Raw genomic sequence first — 21,756 nt, 5'->3', positions numbered from 1 at the left:
ATGCATCGTTGTTGAGTGATTACCTTTGTCTTATTTAGATAAATGGACTCGCTAAGGATGTGCGCCATTTATCAGGAATGCCATTATGAGCCTGATTATTGATGTTATTTCGCGAAAAACATCCGTCAAACAAACGCTGATCAATCCTGGCGACGTTACGGTTGTCATTTATGAGCCCTCTGTGGTGCAGGTTCATGCTCAGGCAACTGCCGTTGCGCGTTATGTTCGTGACGGAAATGACTTGTTGATCTATATGCAGGACGGCACGGTGATCCGCTGCAACGGTTATTTCCTGCAAGCGGCAAATACCAGCGAACAATCCGAACTGGTGTTTGCCGATGGTCAACAGCTGACTCATGTCACCTTTGCCGATACCGCGGCAGGTGGATTAGCGCCTGTGGAGCTGACCGCTCAGACCACCGCAATTGAAAGCATTGCGCCGTACCTTGATATCGTCGGCCAGACGACGGCTTTCCCGTGGGGATGGCTGGCGGGGGCGGCGGTAGGTGGCGGCGCGCTTGGCGCTTTACTGGCAAGCGGTGGCGATGATGGCTCAAAAACTGAAGTGGTTAACAACCCACCGCCAGCCGAACCCGGCAACGCCACGCCATCGTTTTTGGTAACCGATAATCAGGGCGATCAACGCGGTATTCTTTCCGCCAACGATACCACCGATGACACTACGCCAACCTTTAGCGGCAGCGGGCAGGCGGGGGCGACCATCCAGATTAAAGACAGCAATGGTGACACCATCGCCAGTACTCAGGTCGGTAGCGATGGACGCTGGAGCGTCGATTTGCCCACGCAAAGCGCGGGCGAACATACCTGGTCAGTGGTGCAGATCGTCGGTAGCACCATTACCAACGCCGGGTCGATAACGTTAACCATCGACAATAGTCAGGCCGCCATACAGCTCGCCACCACCGCAGGCGATAACATTATTAACGCCAGCGAACAGGCCGCTGGATTTACGCTTTCTGGCACCAGTAGCCATCTGGCACAGGGAACAGAACTCACCGTTACGCTAAACGGCAAAACCTACACCACCACCGTTGGGGCTAACGGTGTCTGGAGCGTACAAGTACCGACCGCCGATGCACAGGCGTTAGGCGAAGGGAATCAGGCGGTGCTGGTCAGTGGGAAAGATGCCACGGGTAATACGGTCACTGGCGCGCAACTGTTAACGGTCGATACCCAACCGCCGACACTTGCTATCAACACCATCGCCCAGGACAACATTGTCAGTGCCGCGGAACATAACGCCGCGCTGGTGTTAAGCGGTACATCGAATGCGGAAGCGGGGCAAATCGTAACCCTGAACCTGAACGGCGTCACCCACACAGCAACCGTCGGTAGCGACGGAACCTGGCAAGTGACGCTGCCTGCCGCAGAAGTGCAGGCGCTGGCCGATGGCAACTACGCCGTAAATGCCAGCGTCAGCGACCGGGCAGGAAATACCACCAGTAACAATGCGAATTTCACGGTAGACACCACTGCGCCAGTGGTCAGCGTTAACACCATCGCTGGCGACGATATTCTTAACACCGCTGAACAGATTGTGGCGCAGATTATTTCCGGTCAGGTCAGTGGGGCTTCTCCGGGGGATATCGTCACCGTGAAGTTAGGTGCCACTGTTCTGACAGGCGTAGTGCTGGCGGACGGCACATGGAATGTGGCGCTGGATCCGGCGGTAACCCGCACCCTGGCGCGTGGCCCTAACGACATCATCGTCACGGTTACCGATGCCGCTGGAAATACCGGTACAGCGACCCATAACATCACGCTGGCAGGCGTCGCGCCGCAGGTGGCAATAGATACTATCAGCGGTGATAACGTACTGAATGCGCTGGAATCTCAGCAGCCGCTCACGTTAAGTGGCACCAGCAATTTACCTGACGGCGGCACGGTTAACGTGACGCTGAATAATGTCACGTATAGCGCTCAGGTCAGCGGCGGCGTCTGGTCGCTGAATGTTCCGGTGAGCGATGTCCTGAATCTGGCAAACACCAATTACACCGTTACCGCCAGCGCCACCGATGTGACCGGCAACACCGGCACCGCGCAGAGCAATTTGCTGGTCGATACGGTGCTGCCGCAGGTGATCATCAACACCTTTGCAGGCGACAACATTGTTAACAACGCCGAAGCAGCGGCAGATCAAACCCTCAGTGGGCGCGTCGTGGGTGCGGTGCAGGGCGATACCGTCACTATTGAACTGGGCGGTCATACCTACACGGCGACGGTGGGCAGCAACCTTACCTGGAGCGTGAACGTACCGACGGCGGATTTACAAGCGCTGGGCGATGGGGCGTTAACGATAAATGCCTCTGTGACGAACGGGCATGGCAACACTGGTAATGGTGAACGTGATATCACCATCAGCGCCACGCTACCGGGACTGCGTATCAATACTGTCTCCGGCGATGACGTTATTAACGCTCTCGAACAGCAGCAGGATTTGGTCATTTCTGGCAGCAGTAGCCATTTACCTGCGGGCACTACCGTGACGGTAACACTCGGCAACGAAAGCTATCAGGGCGTGACCGACAGCAACGGCAACTGGCAGGTGGGTGTTCCAGCTGCGGACTTGCAGGCGCTCACTGCGGGCACGGTTATTGTTACCGCCAGTGCGGAAGATCCGGCAGGTAACCCGGTTTCTATCAACCATAATGTGCTGGTTGATGCGGGTAGCGTGGCGATTGTTATCAATACCGTCTCCGGCGATGACATTATCAATGCCGCAGAAAAAGGTGCGCCGCTGACGCTGACCGGCACCACTCAAGGAGTAGAGGCCGGGCAAACGGTAGTCGTGAAATTTGCCGGGCAAACCCTGACGACCACTGTTCAGAATGACGGTTCCTGGAGCCTGACCGTTCCCGCCAGTGCGGTAAGCAGCCTGCCCGATGGCGCAGCAGAAATCACCGCGACCGTCACTAATATCAGCGGTAACACTGGCGACACCTCCCGCACCATTACCGTCGACAGTCAGGCGCCAGCCTTAAGTATCGATTCGCTGACCGCCGATAACGTCATCAACGCCGCCGAAAGTGGTCAGGATCTGCAAATCACTGGCACCACTGACGCCCAGCCGGGGCAGACGGTGACCGTCACGCTGAATGGGCAGACGTATCAGGGCGTCGTGCAGGCAGACGGCACCTGGAGTGTGACCGTACCTGCCGCCAACGTTGGCGCACTGGCTGACGGCAACGCCACGGTCACCGCCAGCGTGAACGATGTCGCAGGTAACCCGACCAGCGTCTCACGTGTGGCGCTGGTGGATGCCACGCCGCCCGTGGTGACCATTAATCCGGTGGCGAGCGATAACGTCATCAACACGCCGGAACACACTCAGGCGCAAATTATCAGCGGCACGGTCACTGGCGCACAGGCGGGCGATATCGTCACTGTGACGCTGAATAATGTGAATTACACCACGGTGGTGGATGCTTCCGGCAACTGGAGTCTGGGCGTTCCGGCCTCGGTGGTCAGTGGGCTGGTGGACGGCAGTTATCCGATCAATGTTTCAGTGACTGACCGTGCCGGAAACACGGGCAGCCAGTCAGTGACCGTCACGGTCGATACCGCCGCGCCAGTAATTGGTATTAACACCATTGCTGGCGATGATGTGATAAACGCCAGCGAAAAAGGGGCCGATGTCCAGATTACCGGTACCAGCGATCAGCCAGCCAATACCGCCATCACCGTGACGCTGAACGGGCAAAATTACACCACCACGACCGACGCCTCCGGCAACTGGAGCGTAACGGTTCCGGCATCGGCGGTAACCGCACTGGGCCAGGCCAACTACACGGTAACGGCGGCGGTGACCAGCGGTATCGGCAACAGCGCCACCGCCAGCCATAACGTACTGGTCGACAGCGCGCTGCCCGGTGTGACCATTAATCCGGTGGCAACCGACGATATTATTAACGCCGCCGAAGCGGGCGTAGCGCAAACCATCAGCGGGCAGGTTACCGGAGCCGCCGTTGGCGACACGGTAACGATTACGCTGGGCGGCAATACTTACACCACCACCGTCCAGCCGGGATTAAGCTGGAGCGTGAGCGTTCCGGCGGCAGATATTCAGGCGCTGGGTAATGGTGATTTGACGGTGAGCGCCTCGGTCACCAATCAAAACGGCAACACCGGCAGCGGCACGCGGGATATCACCATCGACGCTAATCTGCCCGGTCTGCGGGTCGATACGGTGGCGGGCGATGATGTGGTCAATATCATCGAACACGGGCAGGCGCTGGTTGTCACCGGCAGTAGCTCGGGGCTGGCAGAAGGCACACCGCTTACCGTCACGATTAACAACGTCGACTACACCACTGCGGTGCAGGCCGATGGTAGCTGGAGCGTGGGCGTCACGGCGGCGCAGGTTAGCGCCTGGCCTGCGGGGACGGTTAATATTGCCGTTTCCGGGGAAAGTAGCGCCGGAAATCCGATAAGCATTACGCATCCGGTAACGGTGGATCTCACTCCGGCGGCTATCACCATCAACACTATCGCCACGGACGATGTGATTAACGCCGCAGAAAAAGGCGCTGATTTAACGCTTTCCGGCACCACCACGAATGTAGAAGCCGGGCAAACGGTCACCGTGACCTTTGGCGGTAAAAACTACACCGCTACCGTGGCGAGCGATGGTAGCTGGACCGCCACCGTTCCCGCCGCCGATCTGGCGTCATTAACCGATGGCAGCGCCTCCGCGCAGGCCAGCGTCAGCAATATCAATGGCAATAGCGCCTCGGCGGTGCATAACTACAGCGTCGACAGCAGCGCGCCAACCATCATTATCAATACCGTTGCCAGCGACAATATCGTTAACGCCAGCGAAGCTGACGCGGGCGTGACGGTGAGCGGCACCACCACCGCTGAAGCGGGGCAGATTGTTACGATAACGCTCAATAGCCCGACCGTGCAGACGTATCAGGCAACGGTACAGGCCGACGGCAGCTGGAGTATTAATATTCCGGCGGCAGATCTTGAGGCATTGACGGATGGCAGCCACACCCTGACGGCGACGGTCAATGACAAAGCGGGCAACCCGGCGAGCACCACGCATAATCTGGCGGTGGATCTCACCGTTCCGGTGCTGACCATCAACACCATTGCGGGCGACGATATTATTAACGCCACCGAGCACGGGCAGGCGCTGGTGATTTCCGGTTCCAGCACAGGCGGAGAGGCGGGAGATGTCGTCAGCGTCACGTTAAACAATAAAACCTACACCACTACCCTGGATGCCTCCGGCAACTGGAGCGTCGGCGTTCCGGCAGCGGACGTCACGGCGCTGGGCAGCGGCCCGCAAACCGTGACGGCGACCGTTACCGATGCGGCAGGCAACAGTGACAGCGAGACGCACACGGTTACCGTTAACCTTACCGCGCCGACCATTGACATCAACACCATCGCCACCGATGACGTGATTAACGCCACCGAAAAAGGCGCGGATCTGCAAATTTCCGGCACCAGTAATCAGCCCGCTGGCACCACGATTACGCTGACGCTTAACGGGCAAAATTACACCGCCACGACGGACGCCGCAGGCAACTGGAGCACCACGGTGCCAGCCTCTGCCGTCGGTGCGCTGGGCGAAGCCAGTTACACGGTGACGGCGAACGTCACCGACAGCGCGGGCAACAGCAATTCCGCCAGCCATAACGTGCAGGTCAATACCGCGCTGCCTGGCGTCACCATTAATCCGGTCGCGACCGACGATATTATTAACGCTGCCGAATCGGGCAATGCGCAAACCATCAGCGGTCAGGTAACGGGCGCGGCGGCGGGCGATACGGTTACCGTGACGCTTGGCGGGAAAACCTACACCGCTACCGTGCAGGGCAATTTAAGCTGGAGCGTGGACGTTCCGGCGGCGGATATTCAGGCCATCGGTAATGGCGACCTGACGGTTAATGCCTCGGTGACCAACGGCGTTGGCAATACCGGCAGCGGTTCGCGCGATATAACTATCGATGCCAACCTGCCAGGTCTGCGCGTTGATACCGTGGCGGGCGATGATGTGGTCAACAGCATCGAGCACGGTCAGGCACTGGTGATAACTGGTAGCAGCAGCGGGCTGGCGGCGGGCGCGGCGCTGACGGTGGTGATAAACACGGTCACTTACGCTGCGACAGTATTAGCCGATGGCACGTGGAGCGTTGGTGTTCCGGCGGCAGATGTGGGCAACTGGCCTGCGGGGACGGTGAATATCACGGTTTCAGGTGCTACTAGCGCAGGAAACCCGGTCACCATCACCCATCCGGTCACCGTCGATCTGGCGGCGGTGGCGATTTCCATTAACGCCGTTTCCGGCGACGATGTGATTAACGCCGCCGAAAAAGGGGCCGATTTAACCCTTTCCGGCAGCACTTCCGGCGTTGAAGCGGGGCAAACCGTCACCGTCACCTTTGGCGGTAAAACCTACACCGCCACCGTAGCGGGCGATGGTAGCTGGACAACCACCGTACCCGCCGCCGATCTCAGCGCGTTACGCGACGGCGACGCCACGGTTCAGGCCAGCGTCAGCACTATTAATGGCAATACGGCTTCGGCAACCCACGCCTACAGCGTCGACGCCACGGCACCGACGCTTGCCATTAACACCATTGCCACAGACGATATTCTCAACGCCGCCGAGTCGGGCAATCCGTTGACCATCAGCGGCAGCAGTAGCGCCGAAGCGGGGCAGACGGTAACCGTCACACTTAATGGCGTGACTTACACCGGAACCGTTCAGGCGGACGGCAGCTGGAGCGTCAGCGTGCCGACGGCAGATCTCGGCAATCTGACCGCCAACCAGTACACGGTCAGCGCCTCGGTGAACGACAAAGCGGGTAACCCGGCGACCGCGACTCACGGTCTGGCGGTGGATCTCACCGTTCCGGTGCTGATCATCAACACCGTCTCCGGCGATGACATTATTAACGCCGCCGAACACGGGCAGGCGCTGGTGATCTCCGGTTCCAGCACTGGCGGCGAAGCGGGCGATGTCATCACCGTCACGTTAAACAGTAAAACCTACACCACCACGCTGGACGCTTCCGGCAACTGGAGCGTCGGCGTTCCGGCGGCAGATGTCACTGCGCTGGGCAGCGGCCCGCAAACCATCACTGCCACCATTACCGATGTAGCAGGTAATAGCGATGACGCCAGCCGCACGGTCACTGTGAATCTCACCTCGCCAACCATTGGCATCAACACTATCGCCAGCGATGACGTCATTAACGCCACGGAAAAAGGCGCGGATCTGCAAATCACCGGCACCAGTAATCAGCCCGCAGGCACCACCATTACGGTGACGCTGAACGGGCAAAATTACACCGCCACCACAGATGCTTCCGGCAACTGGAGCGCCACGGTGCCAGCCTCAGCGGTTAGCGCGCTGGGTGAGGCCAACTACACGGTAACAGCAAACGTCACTGACACGGCAGGCAACAGCAATTCCGCCAGCCATAACGTGCTGGTCAACAGCGCCTTGCCTGCCGTCACCATTAACGCGGTGGCAACCGACGATATTATTAACGCCGCTGAATCCGGTAACGCCCAGACCATCAGCGGCCAGGTCACGGGTGCAGCGGCGGGAGATACGGTTACCGTGACGTTGGGCGGCAACACCTACACCGCCACCGTACAGGCTAATTTAAGCTGGAGTGTCAGCGTGCCGGCGGCGGATATTCAGGCGCTGGGCAACGGTTCTCTGACGGTTAACGCCTCGGTCACCAATGGCGTTGGCAACACGGGCAGCGGCTCGCGAGACATCACTATCGACGCCAATCTGCCTGGCCTGCGTGTCGATACCGTAGCGGGTGATGATGTTATTAACAGCATTGAGCACAGTCAGGCGCTGGTGATTACCGGGAGCAGCACTGGACTGACGGCAGGAACGGCGTTAACGGTTGTGATCAACAACGTCACTTACGCTGCCACGGTTTTAGCCGATGGCACATGGAATCTCGGCGTTCCGGCGGCCGACGTCAGCAACTGGCCTGCGGGTACGGTGGATATTACGGTAAGCGGCACTAACAGCGCCGGAACAACCTCCACCATTACCCATTCGGTTACCGTCGATCTGGCGGCAGTCGCCATCACCATTAACACTCTCTCCGGCGATGATGTGATCAACGCCGTGGAGAAAGGCGAAACGCTGGTGGTGAGCGGCAGCACCAGCGGCGTGGAAGCCGGACAGACGGTGACCGTCACCTTTGGCGGTAAAAATTACACCACCACCGTGGAAGCCAACGGTAGCTGGACGGTGAATGTACCGCCTGCAGATCTCGCTGCGTTGCCAGACGGCGCGGGCAACGTGCAGGCGAACGTCAGCAATATTAACGGCAACAGCGCCCAGGCGACTCATGCTTTCAGCGTCGATGGCACCGCGCCGATCATTACCATCAACACCATCGCCAGCGACGATATTCTTAATGTGAGCGAAGCGGGCGCGGGGATCACCATCAGCGGCACCACCACGGCGCAGGCCGGGCAGACGCTGACCGTCACGCTCAATAACAACACGTACCAGACCACCGTCCAGGCCGATGGCACCTGGAGCGTGAATGTTCCGGCAACGGATTTAAGTGGATTAACCGCCAGCAGCTATACCGTGACTGCGACGGTGAGCGACAAAGCAGGCAACCCGGCAAGCGCCGACCACGCGCTGGCGGTGGATGTTACCGCGCCGGATCTCACCATTAACACCGTTTCGGGCGATGACATCATCAATGCCATCGAACACGGGCAGGCGCTGGTGGTGAGCGGCACCAGCACGGGCGCGGAACCCGGCGATGTGGTGACCGTCACGCTCAACGGCAAAAACTACACCACCACGCTGGACGCTTCCGGTAACTGGAGCGTCGGTATTCCGGCGGCGGATGTCACGGCACTGGCGACCGGCAGCCAGACCATCACCGCCAGCCTGAGCGATCGCGCGGGCAACAGCGACAGCACGACTCACGATGTGACCGTTGATCTCAGCGGCCCGACGCTGACCATCAACACCGTCTCCGGTGATGACATTATTAATAATGCAGAGAAAACCCAGGATCTAATCATCAGCGGCGGCTCCAGTGGCCTGGCGACGGGCTCCACGGTCACCGTGATGTTGAACGGCCTGGCTTACAGCGCCACCACCGACGGTTCCGGCAACTGGAGCGTTACCGTGCCAGCTTCGGCAGTCGGTGCCTTGGGCGAGGCAGTGTATCAAATTAGCGCCAGCGCCACCGACAGCGCAGGCAACAGCGGCAGTACCACCCATACGGTGAATGTCGAATCACTCCTGCCTGGGGTAATCATTAACACCGTAGCAGGTGATGACATTATCAACGCCGCTGAAATTGCCGTTAACCAGACCATCAGCGGTCAGGTTACAGGGACGGCAGCAGCAGGGGACACGGTCACTATCACGCTCGGCGGTAATCAATACACCGCCACCGTGCAGCCAGATTTAAGCTGGAGCGTCAGCGTGCCTGCGAACGTTTTGCAAGCGCTGGGCAACGGTGAACTGACCATCAGCGCCTTGGTGACTAATGGCGTGGGTAATACCGGCACCGCCACACACGACATCGTGATAGACGCCAACCTGCCAGGTCTGCGCGTCGATACCGTAGCAGGCGATGATGTGGTCAATATTATCGAGCACGGTCAGGCGCTGGTGGTAACCGGCAGCAGTACCGGACTGGCGGTGGGAACGCCACTGACAGTGGAAATCAACAACGTCACCTACGGCGCAACGGTACTCGCCGATGGCAGCTGGAGCGTCGGCGTTCCGGCGGGAGATGTCGCAAACTGGCCTGCGGGGACGGTTAATATTGCCGTCTCTGGCACTAATACTGCTGGAACCACAACCAGCATCAGCCATCCAGTTACGGTCGATCTCGCTGCCGTCGCTATCACCATCAATACCCTTTCCGGCGACGATGTAATTAATGCCACCGAGAAAGGCAGCGATTTGCAGCTCTCCGGCACCACCTCCGGCGTGGAAGCGGGGCAGACCATCACCGTTATTTTCGGCGGCAAAAGCTACACCACCACGGTTGCCGCGGATAATACCTGGGGGCTGACGATCCCAGCCGCCGATCTCGCAACCTTGCCGGACGGCGCAGCAAACGTACAAGCCAGCGTCAGCAACGTAGCTGGCAACATCGCCCAGGCAACACATGCTTACAGCGTTGATGCCACCGCGCCATCCGTTACTATCAACACCATCGCCTCGGACGATATTCTTAATGCCGCTGAAGCCGGAACGGCGCTGACCATCAGCGGCACCAGTACGGCAGAAGCCGGGCAGACGGTGACCGTGACGCTAAACGGCGTCAGTTACAGCGGGAACGTACAGGCTGACGGTAGCTGGAGCGTCAGCGTACCAACTGGCGATTTAGCCAACCTCACCGCAAGCCCCTATACGGTGAGCGCGGCGGTCAGCGACAAAGCCGGAAATCCGGCCTCGGCAACGCATAATCTGACGGTAGATCTCGTTGCCCCAGTCGTCACCATTAACACGGTGGCGGGCGATGACATCATCAACGCCACGGAACATGCTCAGGCGCAGATTATCAGCGGCTCGGCAACGGGCGCGACGACGGGTAACACGGTTTCCGTGACGATTGGCACGACCACCTACACCACCGTGCTGGACGCCAACGGCAACTGGAGCGTCGGTGTGCCTGCCAGCGTGATTTCCGCGCTGGCGCAGGGTGATGTAACCATTACCGCCACGGTCACCGACTCCGCAGGCAACAGCGGCACAGCCTCGCACACTGTCAGCGTGGCGCTCGGCGCACCCGTGCTCGGCATCAACACCATTGCCGTCGATGACATTATCAACGCCACGGAGAAAGGCGCGGATCTGGCGATTTCCGGCAGCAGCAACCAGCCTGCGGGCACGCAGGTAACCGTTACGCTCAACGGGCAAAATTACACCACCACCGCCGATGCTTCCGGTAACTGGAGCGTGACCGTTCCGGCGTCTGCGGTTGGTACGCTCGGTGAAGCCACTTACACGGTGACCGCCGCCGCGACTGACTCCGCTGGCAACAGCGGTTCCGCCAGCCATAACGTGCAGGTCAATACTGCGCTGCCGGGCGTCACCATTAACGTTGTGGCGAGCGACGATATTATTAACGCTGCCGAAGCGGGCGCGGGCCAGACCATCAGCGGTCAGGTCACAGGTGCTGTGGCAGGCGACACGGTGACCGTCACGCTCGGCGGGGCGACTTACACCGCCACGGTGCAGGCGAATTTAAGCTGGAGCGTCGATGTTCCGGCCTCCGCGCTACAGGCGCTGGGCAACGGCGAGCTGACCATTTCGGCTTCGGTGACGAACAGCGTAGGCAATACCGGAAATGGCACGCGGGAAATCACCATCGACGCGAATCTTCCCGGTCTGCGGGTCGATACTGTCGCTGGCGATGATGTGGTCAATATCATCGAGCACGGGCAGGCGCTGGTGATTTCTGGCAGCAGTTCCGGCCTGGCGGCGGGCAGCAACGTCACGCTGACCATTAACGGGCAAACCTATGTTGCGGCGGTACTGGCGGATGGCACCTGGAGCGTCGGCGTTCCGGCGGTGGATGTCAGCGCCTGGCCTGCGGGGACGGTCACAATTACGGCGAGCGGTAGCACCACCGCCGGAAACCCGGTCAACGTTACGCATCCGGTGACTGTCGATCTCTCGGCGATTGCCGTCAGCATCAACGCCATTACCGCCGATGATGTGATTAACGCCGCTGAAAAAGGCGCGGCGTTAACGCTCTCCGGTAGCACTTCCGGCGTCGAAGCCGGGCAAACGGTCACCGTGACCTTTGGCGGCAAAACATATAGCGCAAGTGTCGCGGCGAATGGTTCCTGGAGTACCACGGTTCCAGCGGCGGATATGGCAGCCCTGCGTGATGGCGATGCCAGCGCACAGGCCAGCGTCAGCAATGTTAACGGCAACAGCGCCACCACGACCCACGCTTACAGCGTCGATGCCAGCGCGCCAACGGTGACCATCAACACTATCGCGGGCGACGATATTCTTAACGCTACCGAAGCGGGTACGGCGCTGACCATCAACGGCAGCAGCACGGCGGAAGCGGGGCAGACGGTGACCGTCACGCTCAATGGCGCAAACTATACCGGCACTGTACAGACGGACGGCAGCTGGAGCGTCAGCGTGCCGCCAGCCGACTTAAGCGCGCTGACCGCCAGCAACTACACCGTTAGCGCGGCGGTGAGCGACAAAGCCGGAAACCCGGCTTCGGTTAATCACAACCTGACGGTGGATACTTCCGTTCCGGTCGTCACCATCAACACGGTGGCGGGCGATGATGTAATCAACGCGACGGAACACGCCCAGGCGCAGATTATCAGCGGCTCCGCTACTGGCGCGGCAACCGGTAGCACCGTGACGGTGACTATCGGCACAAACACCTTTACCACCGTGCTGGATGCCAGCGGTAACTGGAGCGTCGGCGTTCCGGCAAGCGTCGTCTCGGCGCTGGCGAACGGCACGGTGACCATTAACGCCAGCGTCACCGACGCCGCCGGAAACAGCGGCAGCACCACGCATCAGGTGACGGTCAATACTGGCCTGCCGTCAATTACCTTTAACGCCATCAGCGGCGATAACGTCCTGAACGCCGATGAAAAAGGCCAGCCGTTGGCCATTAGCGGTAGCAGTACGGGGCTGGCGACAGGCGCACAGGTTACCGTCACGCTCAACGGTCATAACTACAGCGCCACCACCGACGCAGCAGGCAACTGGACCTTAACCGTTCCGGTGAGCGATCTGGCGGCTTTAGGCCAGGCAAACTATACCGTCAGCGCCAGCGCCACCAGTCCGGCAGGCAACACCGCCAGTAGCCAGGCGAATTTACTGGTCGACAGCGGCCTGCCGGGCGTCACCATCAATACTGTGGCGGGTGACGATATTATCAACGCCGCTGAAGCGGGGGCCGATCAAACCATCAGCGGGGTAGTGACCCGCGCCGCCGCTGGCGATACGGTCACCGTGACGCTGGGCGGCAACACTTACACCGCTACGGTACAGGGCAACTTAAGCTGGAGCGTCAGCGTTCCGGCAGCCGATTTACAGGCGTTGGGCAATGGTGATTTGACCATTACCGCCTCGGTCACCAACGCGAATGGCAATACGGGTAGCGGCACGCGGGATATCACCATTGACGCCAACCTGCCGGGGCTGCGCGTGGATACGGTAGCGGGCGATGATATCGTCAACAGTATCGAACACGGGCAGGCGCTGGTAATCACTGGTGGCAGTAGCGGCCTGAATGCAGGCGCAGCGCTGACGGTCACCATCAACGGTGTGGCCTATGCCGCCACGGTACAGGCGGATGGGAGCTGGAGTGTTGGTATTCCGGCGGCAAACGTCAGCGCCTGGCCTGCGGGGCCGTTAACCGTTGACGTGGCCGGCCAGAGCAGCGCCGGAAATCCAGTCAACGTCAGCCATCCATTCACCGTCGATTTAACGGCGGTGGCGATCAGCATCAATACGGTCGCCAGCGATGACGTAATTAACGCGGCGGAAAAAGGTGCCGGGCTGACCCTTTCCGGCACCACCAGCGGGATTGAAAGCGGGCAAACCGTTACCGTTACCTTTGGCGGCAAAACCTACACCACCAGCGTTGCCGCCAACGGTAGCTGGAGCGTGAATGTTCCAGCGGCGGATCTGGCAACCCTGCCAGACGGTGCGGCGAATGTGCAGGCCAGCGTCAGCAGTACGAGCGGCAATAACGCGTCGGCCACTCATGCGTACAGCGTAGATGCCAGCGCGCCGACGCTTACCATAAACACCCTCGCCAGCGACGATATTCTTAACGCCACCGAGGCCGGAAATCCGCTCACCATCAACGGCACCAGCTCCGCAGAAGCGGGGCAAACGGTCACGGTCACCCTTAACGGTGCAACGTATACCGGCAACGTACAGGCGGACGGCACCTGGAGTGTCAGCGTCCCCACGTCAGCCTTAGGCGCGCTGACCGCAAGCCAGTACACCGTGAGCGCCACAGTCAATGACAAAGCGGGTAACCCAGGTAGCGCCAGCCATAATCTGGCGGTAGACACTACCGCGCCGGTTCTCACCATTAACACCGTGGCGGGCGATGACATCATCAACGACGCCGAACACGGGCAGGCGCTGGTGATTTCCGGCACCAGCACGGGCGGGGAAGCGGGCGATGTGGTGAGCGTTGTGCTCAACGGCAAAACCTACACCACCACCCTGGATGCCTCCGGCAACTGGAGCGTCGGCGTCCCGGCGGCGGATGTTACGGCACTCGGTAGCGGTGCGCAGACGATCACCGCCAGCGTCAGCGATCGGGCGGGCAACAGCGACGACGCCAGCCGCACCGTGACCGTCAGCCTCACCGCGCCAGTGATTAGCATCAACACCATCGCGGGCGATGATGTGATCAACGCGACGGAAAAAGGATCGAACCTACAACTGACTGGCACCAGCGATCAACCTGTGGGTACGGCGGTCACCGTCACGCTGAACGGACAAAACTACCGTGCCACCACCGATGCTTCCGGCAACTGGAGCGTTACCGTGCCCGCCTCGGCGGTCAGTGCGCTGGGCGAAGCGACCTACAGCGTCACGGCGAGCGTCACCAACGCCCAGGGCAACAGCAGCACCGCCAGCCATAACGTGCAGGTCAATACCGCGCTGCCGGGTGTGACCATTAATCCGGTGGCGACGGACGATATTATCAATGCCGCCGAAGCAGGCAGCGCACAAACCATCAGCGGTCAGGTAACCGGGGCGGCGGCGGGCAGCACCGTCACCGTTGAACTGGGCGGTAAAACTTACACCGCCACCGTCCAGCCAGATTTAAGCTGGAACGTGAGCGTACCAGCCGCCGACTGGCAGGCGCTGGGTAACGGTGAGTTAACGGTTAACGCCTCGGTGACCAACGCCGTTGGCAACACCGGTAGCGGCACGCGCGATATCACCATTGACGCCAGTCTGCCAGGTCTGCGAGTCGATACCGTTGCAGGCGATGATGTGGTCAATATTATTGAACACGCTCAGGCGCAGGTGATCACCGGCAGCAGTTCCGGCTTTGCGGCAGGGACGGCATTGACGGTGGTGATTAATAACCAAACTTACGCCGCCACGGTGCTGGCAAACGGCACCTGGAGCGTCGGCGTTCCGGCTGCGGATGTCAGCAACTGGCCTGCGGGAACGCTGAATATTAGCGTTAGCGGCGCGAACAGTGCCGGAACGCAAACCAGCATTACCCATCCGGTCACGGTTGATCTCACTACCGTCGCCATCAGCATGAACAGCATCACCAGCGATGATGTGATTAACGCCGCCGAAAAAGGCGCGGCGCTAACGCTCTCCGGCAGCACGTCCGGCGTCGAAGCGGGGCAAACCGTTACCGTCACCTTTGGTGGCAAAACCTACACCACCACGGTGGCAGCAAACGGTAGCTGGAGCACCACCGTTCCGGCTGCGGATATGGCGACGTTGCGTGACGGTGATGCCAGCGCTCAGGTGCGGGTGACCAACGTTAATGGCAACAGCGCCACGGCAACACATGAATACAGCGTCGATAGCGCCGCGCCGATCGTCACCATCAACACGATAGCCAGCGATAACATCATCAACGCCAGCGAAGCCGCGGCGGGCGTAACGGTGTCTGGCACCAGCACGGCGGAAACAGGGCAAACGCTCACCGTCACGCTCAACGGCAGCAACTACCAGACCACGGTGCAGGCGGACGGTAGCTGGAGCTTAACGCTGCCTGCCAGCGCCTTAACCACGCTTGCTAATAACGGCTACACCCTGACCGCCACGGTCAGCGATCTGGCGGGTAACCCCGGCAGCGCCAGCAAAGGCGTGACCGTCGATACCACCGCGCCCGTCATCAGCTTTAACACCGTGGCGGGCGATGATGTGATTAACAACGTCGAACACACTCAGGCGCAGATTATCAGCGGCACCGCCACGGGCGCGGTAGCGGGCGACCGCCTGGTGGTGACCATCGCCGGGCAGCAGTATGTCACCAGCACCGATGCCAGCGGCAACTGGAGCGTCGGCGTGCCTGCCAGCGTGATTTCCGGCCTTGCGGACGGCACGGTGACCATCAGCGCCACCATCACCGATAGCGCAGGTAACAGCAGCACTCAGACGCACAACGTGCAGGTCAATACGGCGGCAGTGTCACTTTCGGTCAGCACCATCAGCGGCGATAACCTTATTAATGCCGCCGAAGCAGGCAGTGCGCTGACCCTGAGCGGCACTGGCACTAATTTTGCGACAGGCACAGTGGTGACCGTGTTGCTTAACGGCAAAGGCTACAGCGCCACTATTCAAAGCAACGGGAGCTGGAGCGTGAACGTGCCAGCGGCAGACGTCGCGGCGCTGGCGGATGGTACCAGCTACACGGTCAGCGCTTCCGCTCAGGACAGCGCCGGAAACAGCGCCACGGCCTCGCGCAGCGTAGCGGTGGATCTCACCGCACCGATTATCAGCATTAACACCGTTTCGACGGACGACCGACTTAACGCCGCAGAACAACAGCAGCCATTAACCCTTAACGGCTCGACCAGCGCGGAAGTGGGGCAGACGGTCACCGTCACCTTTGGCGGCAAAACCTACACCGCCACGGTTGCTGCCAATGGCACCTGGGCGCTGAACGTGCCTGCGGCGGATCTGGCAGCGCTCGGGCAGGGCGCGCAGACCATTACCGCCAGCGTGAACGATCGCGCGGGCAACCCCGGACAGGCCACGCACGCTCTGACCGTTGACACCGTTGCGCCAACGGTGACCATCGCCACCGTGGCGGGTGACGATATTATCAACAACGCCGAGCAGCTTGCCGGGCAGACCATCAGCGGCACCACCACCGCCGAAGTGGGGCAGACGGTGACCGTCACCTTTAACGGTCAGAGCTGGACCGCCACGGTCGGCAGCGGCGGAAGCTGGTCAGTGTTTATTCCGGCGCAGCAGTTTGCCGGATTAAGCGACGGCAGCTACACCATCAGCGCGACGGTCAGCGATCAGGCCGGAAACCCCGGTAGTGCCAGCCGTGGCGTGACGTTGAACGGCGATGTGCCTACCGTCACCATCAACACTTTTGCGGGCGACGATGTAGTGAACGCGGCGGAACATGGCTCGTCGCTGGTGATCAGCGGCACCACCACCGCCCCAGTCGGGCAGACGCTGACCCTGACCTTAAACGGCAAAACCTACACCACCACCGTGCAGACGGGCGGTAACTGGAGCTACACGCTCGGCAGCGCCGATGTCACTGCGCTGGCGGACGGCAATGCCTATGTGATTAACGCCTCGGTGAGCAACGCCATTGGCAACACCGGTAACAGTAATCACACCATTACCATCGATCTCAGCGCTCCGGCGATGGGCATTAATATCGATTCCCTGCAAGCTGACACCGGTCTTAGCGCCAGCGACTTTATCACCAGCGTCAGCCCGGTGGTGGTCAACGGCTCGCTCACCGCTGCGCTTACCAGTAACGAGACGGCGCAAATCAGTATCGACGGTGGCGTAACCTGGACCACGCTTACCGTTACCGGCACGACCTGGCGCTATAACGACAGCCGCACCCTGACCGATGGCAACTATCTCTATCAGGTGCGGGTGATTGATGCGGCGGGCAACGTTGGCGCGACCGACAGCCAGAACGTGATGATCGACACCATCGCGCCAGATCCAGCGGTGAAAACCATCGCCATCAGCGCGATCACCACCGATACCGGCTTGATCACTAACGATTTTGTCACCAGCGACACGACGCTTGCGGTAAGCGGCACGCTGGGCGCGGCGCTTTCTGCCGGTGAGTTCGCGCAAATCAGCATCGACGGCGGTACAACCTGGCAGAATCTTTCCGTAAGCGGTTTGACCTGGACGTACCTTGACGGGCGCACGCTGAGCGACGGCAACTACAACTATCAGGTGCGGGTTATCGACACTGCCGGAAATATCGGCGCGACCGCCAGCCAGATTGTCACCGTTGACACCACCGCGCCGCTGGCGAGTAAAACCATCGCCATTGCGGGCATCAGCGATGACACCGGGTTAAGCAGCAGCGATTTTGTTACTCGCGACACCACGCTGACCGTGCGCGGGACGCTCGGCGCGGCGCTGGCCGCCGATGAACGGGCGCAAATCAGCCTCGACGGCGGTGTCACCTGGACAACCTTAACCGTTATCGGCACCAGCTGGAGCTATGCCGATGGTCGCTCACTGACCGACGGCACCTGGAACTACACGGTGCGGGTGGTGGATCTGGCGGGGAATGTTGGGCAGACCGCAACGCAAAACGTGGTGGTCGACACCACCAGCCCGGAAGCGGCGAAAAGCATCACCATTACCGGCATCAGCGATGACACCGGAGCCAGCAGCAGCGATTTTATTACCAGCGACACCTCGCTTACCGTGCGCGGCGTACTGGGCGCGGCGCTCGGCACTAATGAATTCGCGCAAATCAGCACCGACAACGGTGCAACCTGGGTGAACGTAACGCTGGCGGCAGACGGCCTGAACTGGAGTTACGTTGACGGACGCACGCTAACGAATGGCACGACGACCTGGCAGGTACGAGTGGTCGATCTGGCGGGCAACGTTGGCGCAACCGGCAGCCAGTCGGCGCAGATTGACACCGTTAACCCGGCGCAGGTGTTGACCATCGCCAGCATCAGCACCGACACGGGGAGTTCGTCCACCGACTTTATCACCAGTGATACCTCGCTCACGCTGACCGGTTCGCTGGGGGCGGGGCTTGCCAGCGGCGAAGTGGCGCAGATTAGCCTTGATGGCGGTGCGACCTGGACCACGCTCACTACCAACGGCACGCAGTGGACTTACACCGACAGCCGCACGCTGACCGATGGCAGCTATGTTTATCAGGTGCGGGTGCTGGATCTGGCGGGGAACACCGGCCCGGTGGTGTCGAAAACGGTGGTGGTCGATACGATTAACCCCACCGCCACGCCAACTATTGTGTCGTATACCGATGATGTCGGGCAGCGGCAGGGGACGTTAAGCAGTTCGCAGGCCACTGACGATACCACGCCACTGCTGAACGGCGTGCTCTCCGGTCCGCTGGCCAGCGGTGAAGTGGTTTACCTCTACCGTAACGGTCTGCTGTTAGGCGCGGTGACGATGGTAGGTGCGCTGAACTGGACCTACAGCGACAGCGGTCTGGTCAGCGGCGCCTATACCTACAGCGCGCGGGTAGTGGATCTGGCAGGGAATATCACCTCCTCCAGCGATTTTATCCTGACGGTCGATACCTCTATTCCGACCACGCTGGCGCAAATCACCAGCCAGACCACGCGCGATACCACGCCGATTATCAGCGGGGTGATCACTGCCGCGCTCGCCAGCGGGCAGTATGTCGAAGTGGTCATCAATGGCAAAACCTACACCTCGCAGCCGGGCGGTGCGGTGGTAGTCGATCCGGCGCATAACACCTGGTATGTGCAGTTACCGGATACCGATGTGCTGGCGGCGTCCGCGACCGCCTATAACGTCACCGCGCAGGTAAAAAGCTCGGCGGGCAACGGCAACACCGCCAACGTCAGCAACGGCACGGTGACGGTCAACGCGGCGATTGATTACACGCCCGCCTGGACAACTGCCAATAAAACGACCGCCTGGGGGCTGACCTACGGCCTCGACAACCACGGGATGTGGACGGTGCTGGCTAACCAGCAAATTATGCAATCAACCGATCCGCTCACCTGGTCGAAGACCGCACTGACGCTGGTGCAAAGCGGCAACAACTACGCCACCAGTTCAATTGCCGATTATGACCGTAACGGCACGGGCGATCTGTTTATCACCCGTGATGACTACGGTACGGGCTATATCAACGGCTTTACCAATAACGGCGACGGCACCTTTTCCAGCGCGATTCAGGTGAACGTCGGTACGCTGACGTGGTATGGCTCGATTGTGGCGTTTGATAAAGAGGGCGACGGCTATCTCGATTTCTGGATTGGCGACGCAGGTGGGCCGGACTCTAATACCTTCCTGTGGAATAACGCAGGCACTCTGGTAGGCAACTCCACCACCGCCAACAACGGAGGGAGCGCCACGGTCGGCGGGGTAGTAAACGGCTATCTTTCCCTTAACGAAGGTTCCGGCGTCGATCTCAACAATGACGGCAGGGTAGACCTGGTTCAGCACACCTTCAACCTGAATAACTACTACACCCTTTCATCGCTCATCAGCCAGGGCAACGGCACGTTTGTCTGGGGACAAAACACCATCAACACCTTCCTCAGCGTTGCAGGCAGCGGTGGTAACTCGACGTCTGTGTCCATGACCTGGGCAGATTTCGATGGTGACGGCGATATGGACCTCTTCCTGCCCGCCAGCCAGGGAAGAGCTAACTACGGCTCGCTGTTATTCAATACCAACGGCGTGTTGGGGAATCCGGTGGCGGTGGGGGCAACGGGTACAACCTATGCCAGCCAGTTCAGCGTGGCAGTGGACTGGGATCATGACGGGTTAATGGATATCGCGCGTATTGCTCAGACCGGGCAGTCGTACCTCTATACTAACGTCAGTAATGCCAGTAACTGGACACAATCTACCCTCGGCGGCAGCCAGAGCGGCATCACCAGCGGCGTGGCGGCAATGGATTACGACTGGGACGGCGCGGTGGATGTGCTGGTGACCAAACAGTCGGGCAGCGTGTTCCTCATCCGTAACACCAACACGGTGAGCTACGGCACCTCGCTGCACCTGCGTATCACCGATCCCAACGGCATTAACGTCTATTACGGTAATACCGTAAAACTCTACAACTCGGCGGGAGTGCTGGTCGCTACGCAAATCATCAACCCGCAGTCGGGGATGGGCGTCAACGACACCTCGGCGCTGGTCAATTTCTACGGGCTGAATGCCGGAGAAACCTACAACGCGGTGCTGATCAAATCCACCGGCACCACTGCCAGCAATATCGACCAGACGGTGAATACCAGTTGGGGCGGTTTACATGCCACTGATGCTACCCACGCTTACGATCTCAGCGCCGAAGCAGGCACGGCGAGCAACAACGGTAAGTTCGTTGGTACCGGCTATAACGATACCTTCTTCGCTACCGCAGGTACCGACACCTACGACGGTTCCGGCGGCTGGGTGTACAGCTCCGGCACCGGAACCTGGCTGGCGAACGGCGGAATGGACGTGGTCGATTTCCGCCTCTCCACAGTGGGGATCACCGCCAACTTAAGCACCACCACTGCCCAGGCGACCGGCTTTAACACCTCGACATTTACCAATATCGAAGGCATTTCCGGCTCCAACTTTAACGACACCCTGACGGGCAGCAGCGGCGATAACCAACTGGAAGGGCGCGGCGGTAACGACACCATCAACATCGGCAACGGGGGCCATGACACCTTGCTCTATAAACTGCTCAACGCCAGCGACGCCACTGGCGGCAATGGCTCGGACGTGGTGAATGGCTTTACGGTAGGGACATGGGAAGGCACCGCCGACACCGATCGCATTGATATCCGCGAGCTGTTACAGGGCAGCGGCTATACCGGTAATGGCAAAGCCAGCTACGTCAACGGCGTGGCGACGCTGGATGCGCAGGCCGGAAACATCGGTGATTTTGTCAAAGTCACCCAGAGCGGCAGCGACACCATCGTGCAGATCGACCGCGACGGCACGGGCGGCACTTTTGCGGCAACTAACGTGGTCACGCTGACGGGCGTGCATACCGACCTCGCCACATTGCTGGCGAATCATCAGTTGATGGTGGTGTAAAT

1 protein-coding gene is annotated in these 21,756 nt (G+C 60.1%); it reads left to right on the top strand.

Going from position 1 to position 21,756, the window contains the following annotated elements; genetic code table 11:
* Nucleotides 1–85 precede the first annotated feature (85 nt).
* Nucleotides 86–21,754 carry an Ig-like domain-containing protein gene (locus AACS80_RS15340; protein ID WP_135409627.1) on the top strand — a complete coding sequence of 7,223 codons (21,669 nt, stop codon included), beginning with the start codon at nt 86–88 and terminating at the stop codon, nt 21,752–21,754.
* Nucleotides 21,755–21,756 lie beyond the last annotated feature (2 nt).

The sequence above is a fragment of the Escherichia sp. E4385 genome, from assembly GCF_963883145.1.
Classification (GTDB): Bacteria; Pseudomonadota; Gammaproteobacteria; order Enterobacterales; family Enterobacteriaceae; genus Escherichia.
The sequence above is the reverse complement of the archived record's forward strand: the minus strand, read 5'-3'. Positions and strand labels throughout refer to the sequence as shown.

What these genes read in the sequence shown, in the direction of transcription:
- AACS80_RS15340 (WP_135409627.1), top strand. Translation starts at nt 86, where the DNA reads ATGAGCCTGATTATTGATGTTATTTCGCGAAAAACATCCGTCAAACAA.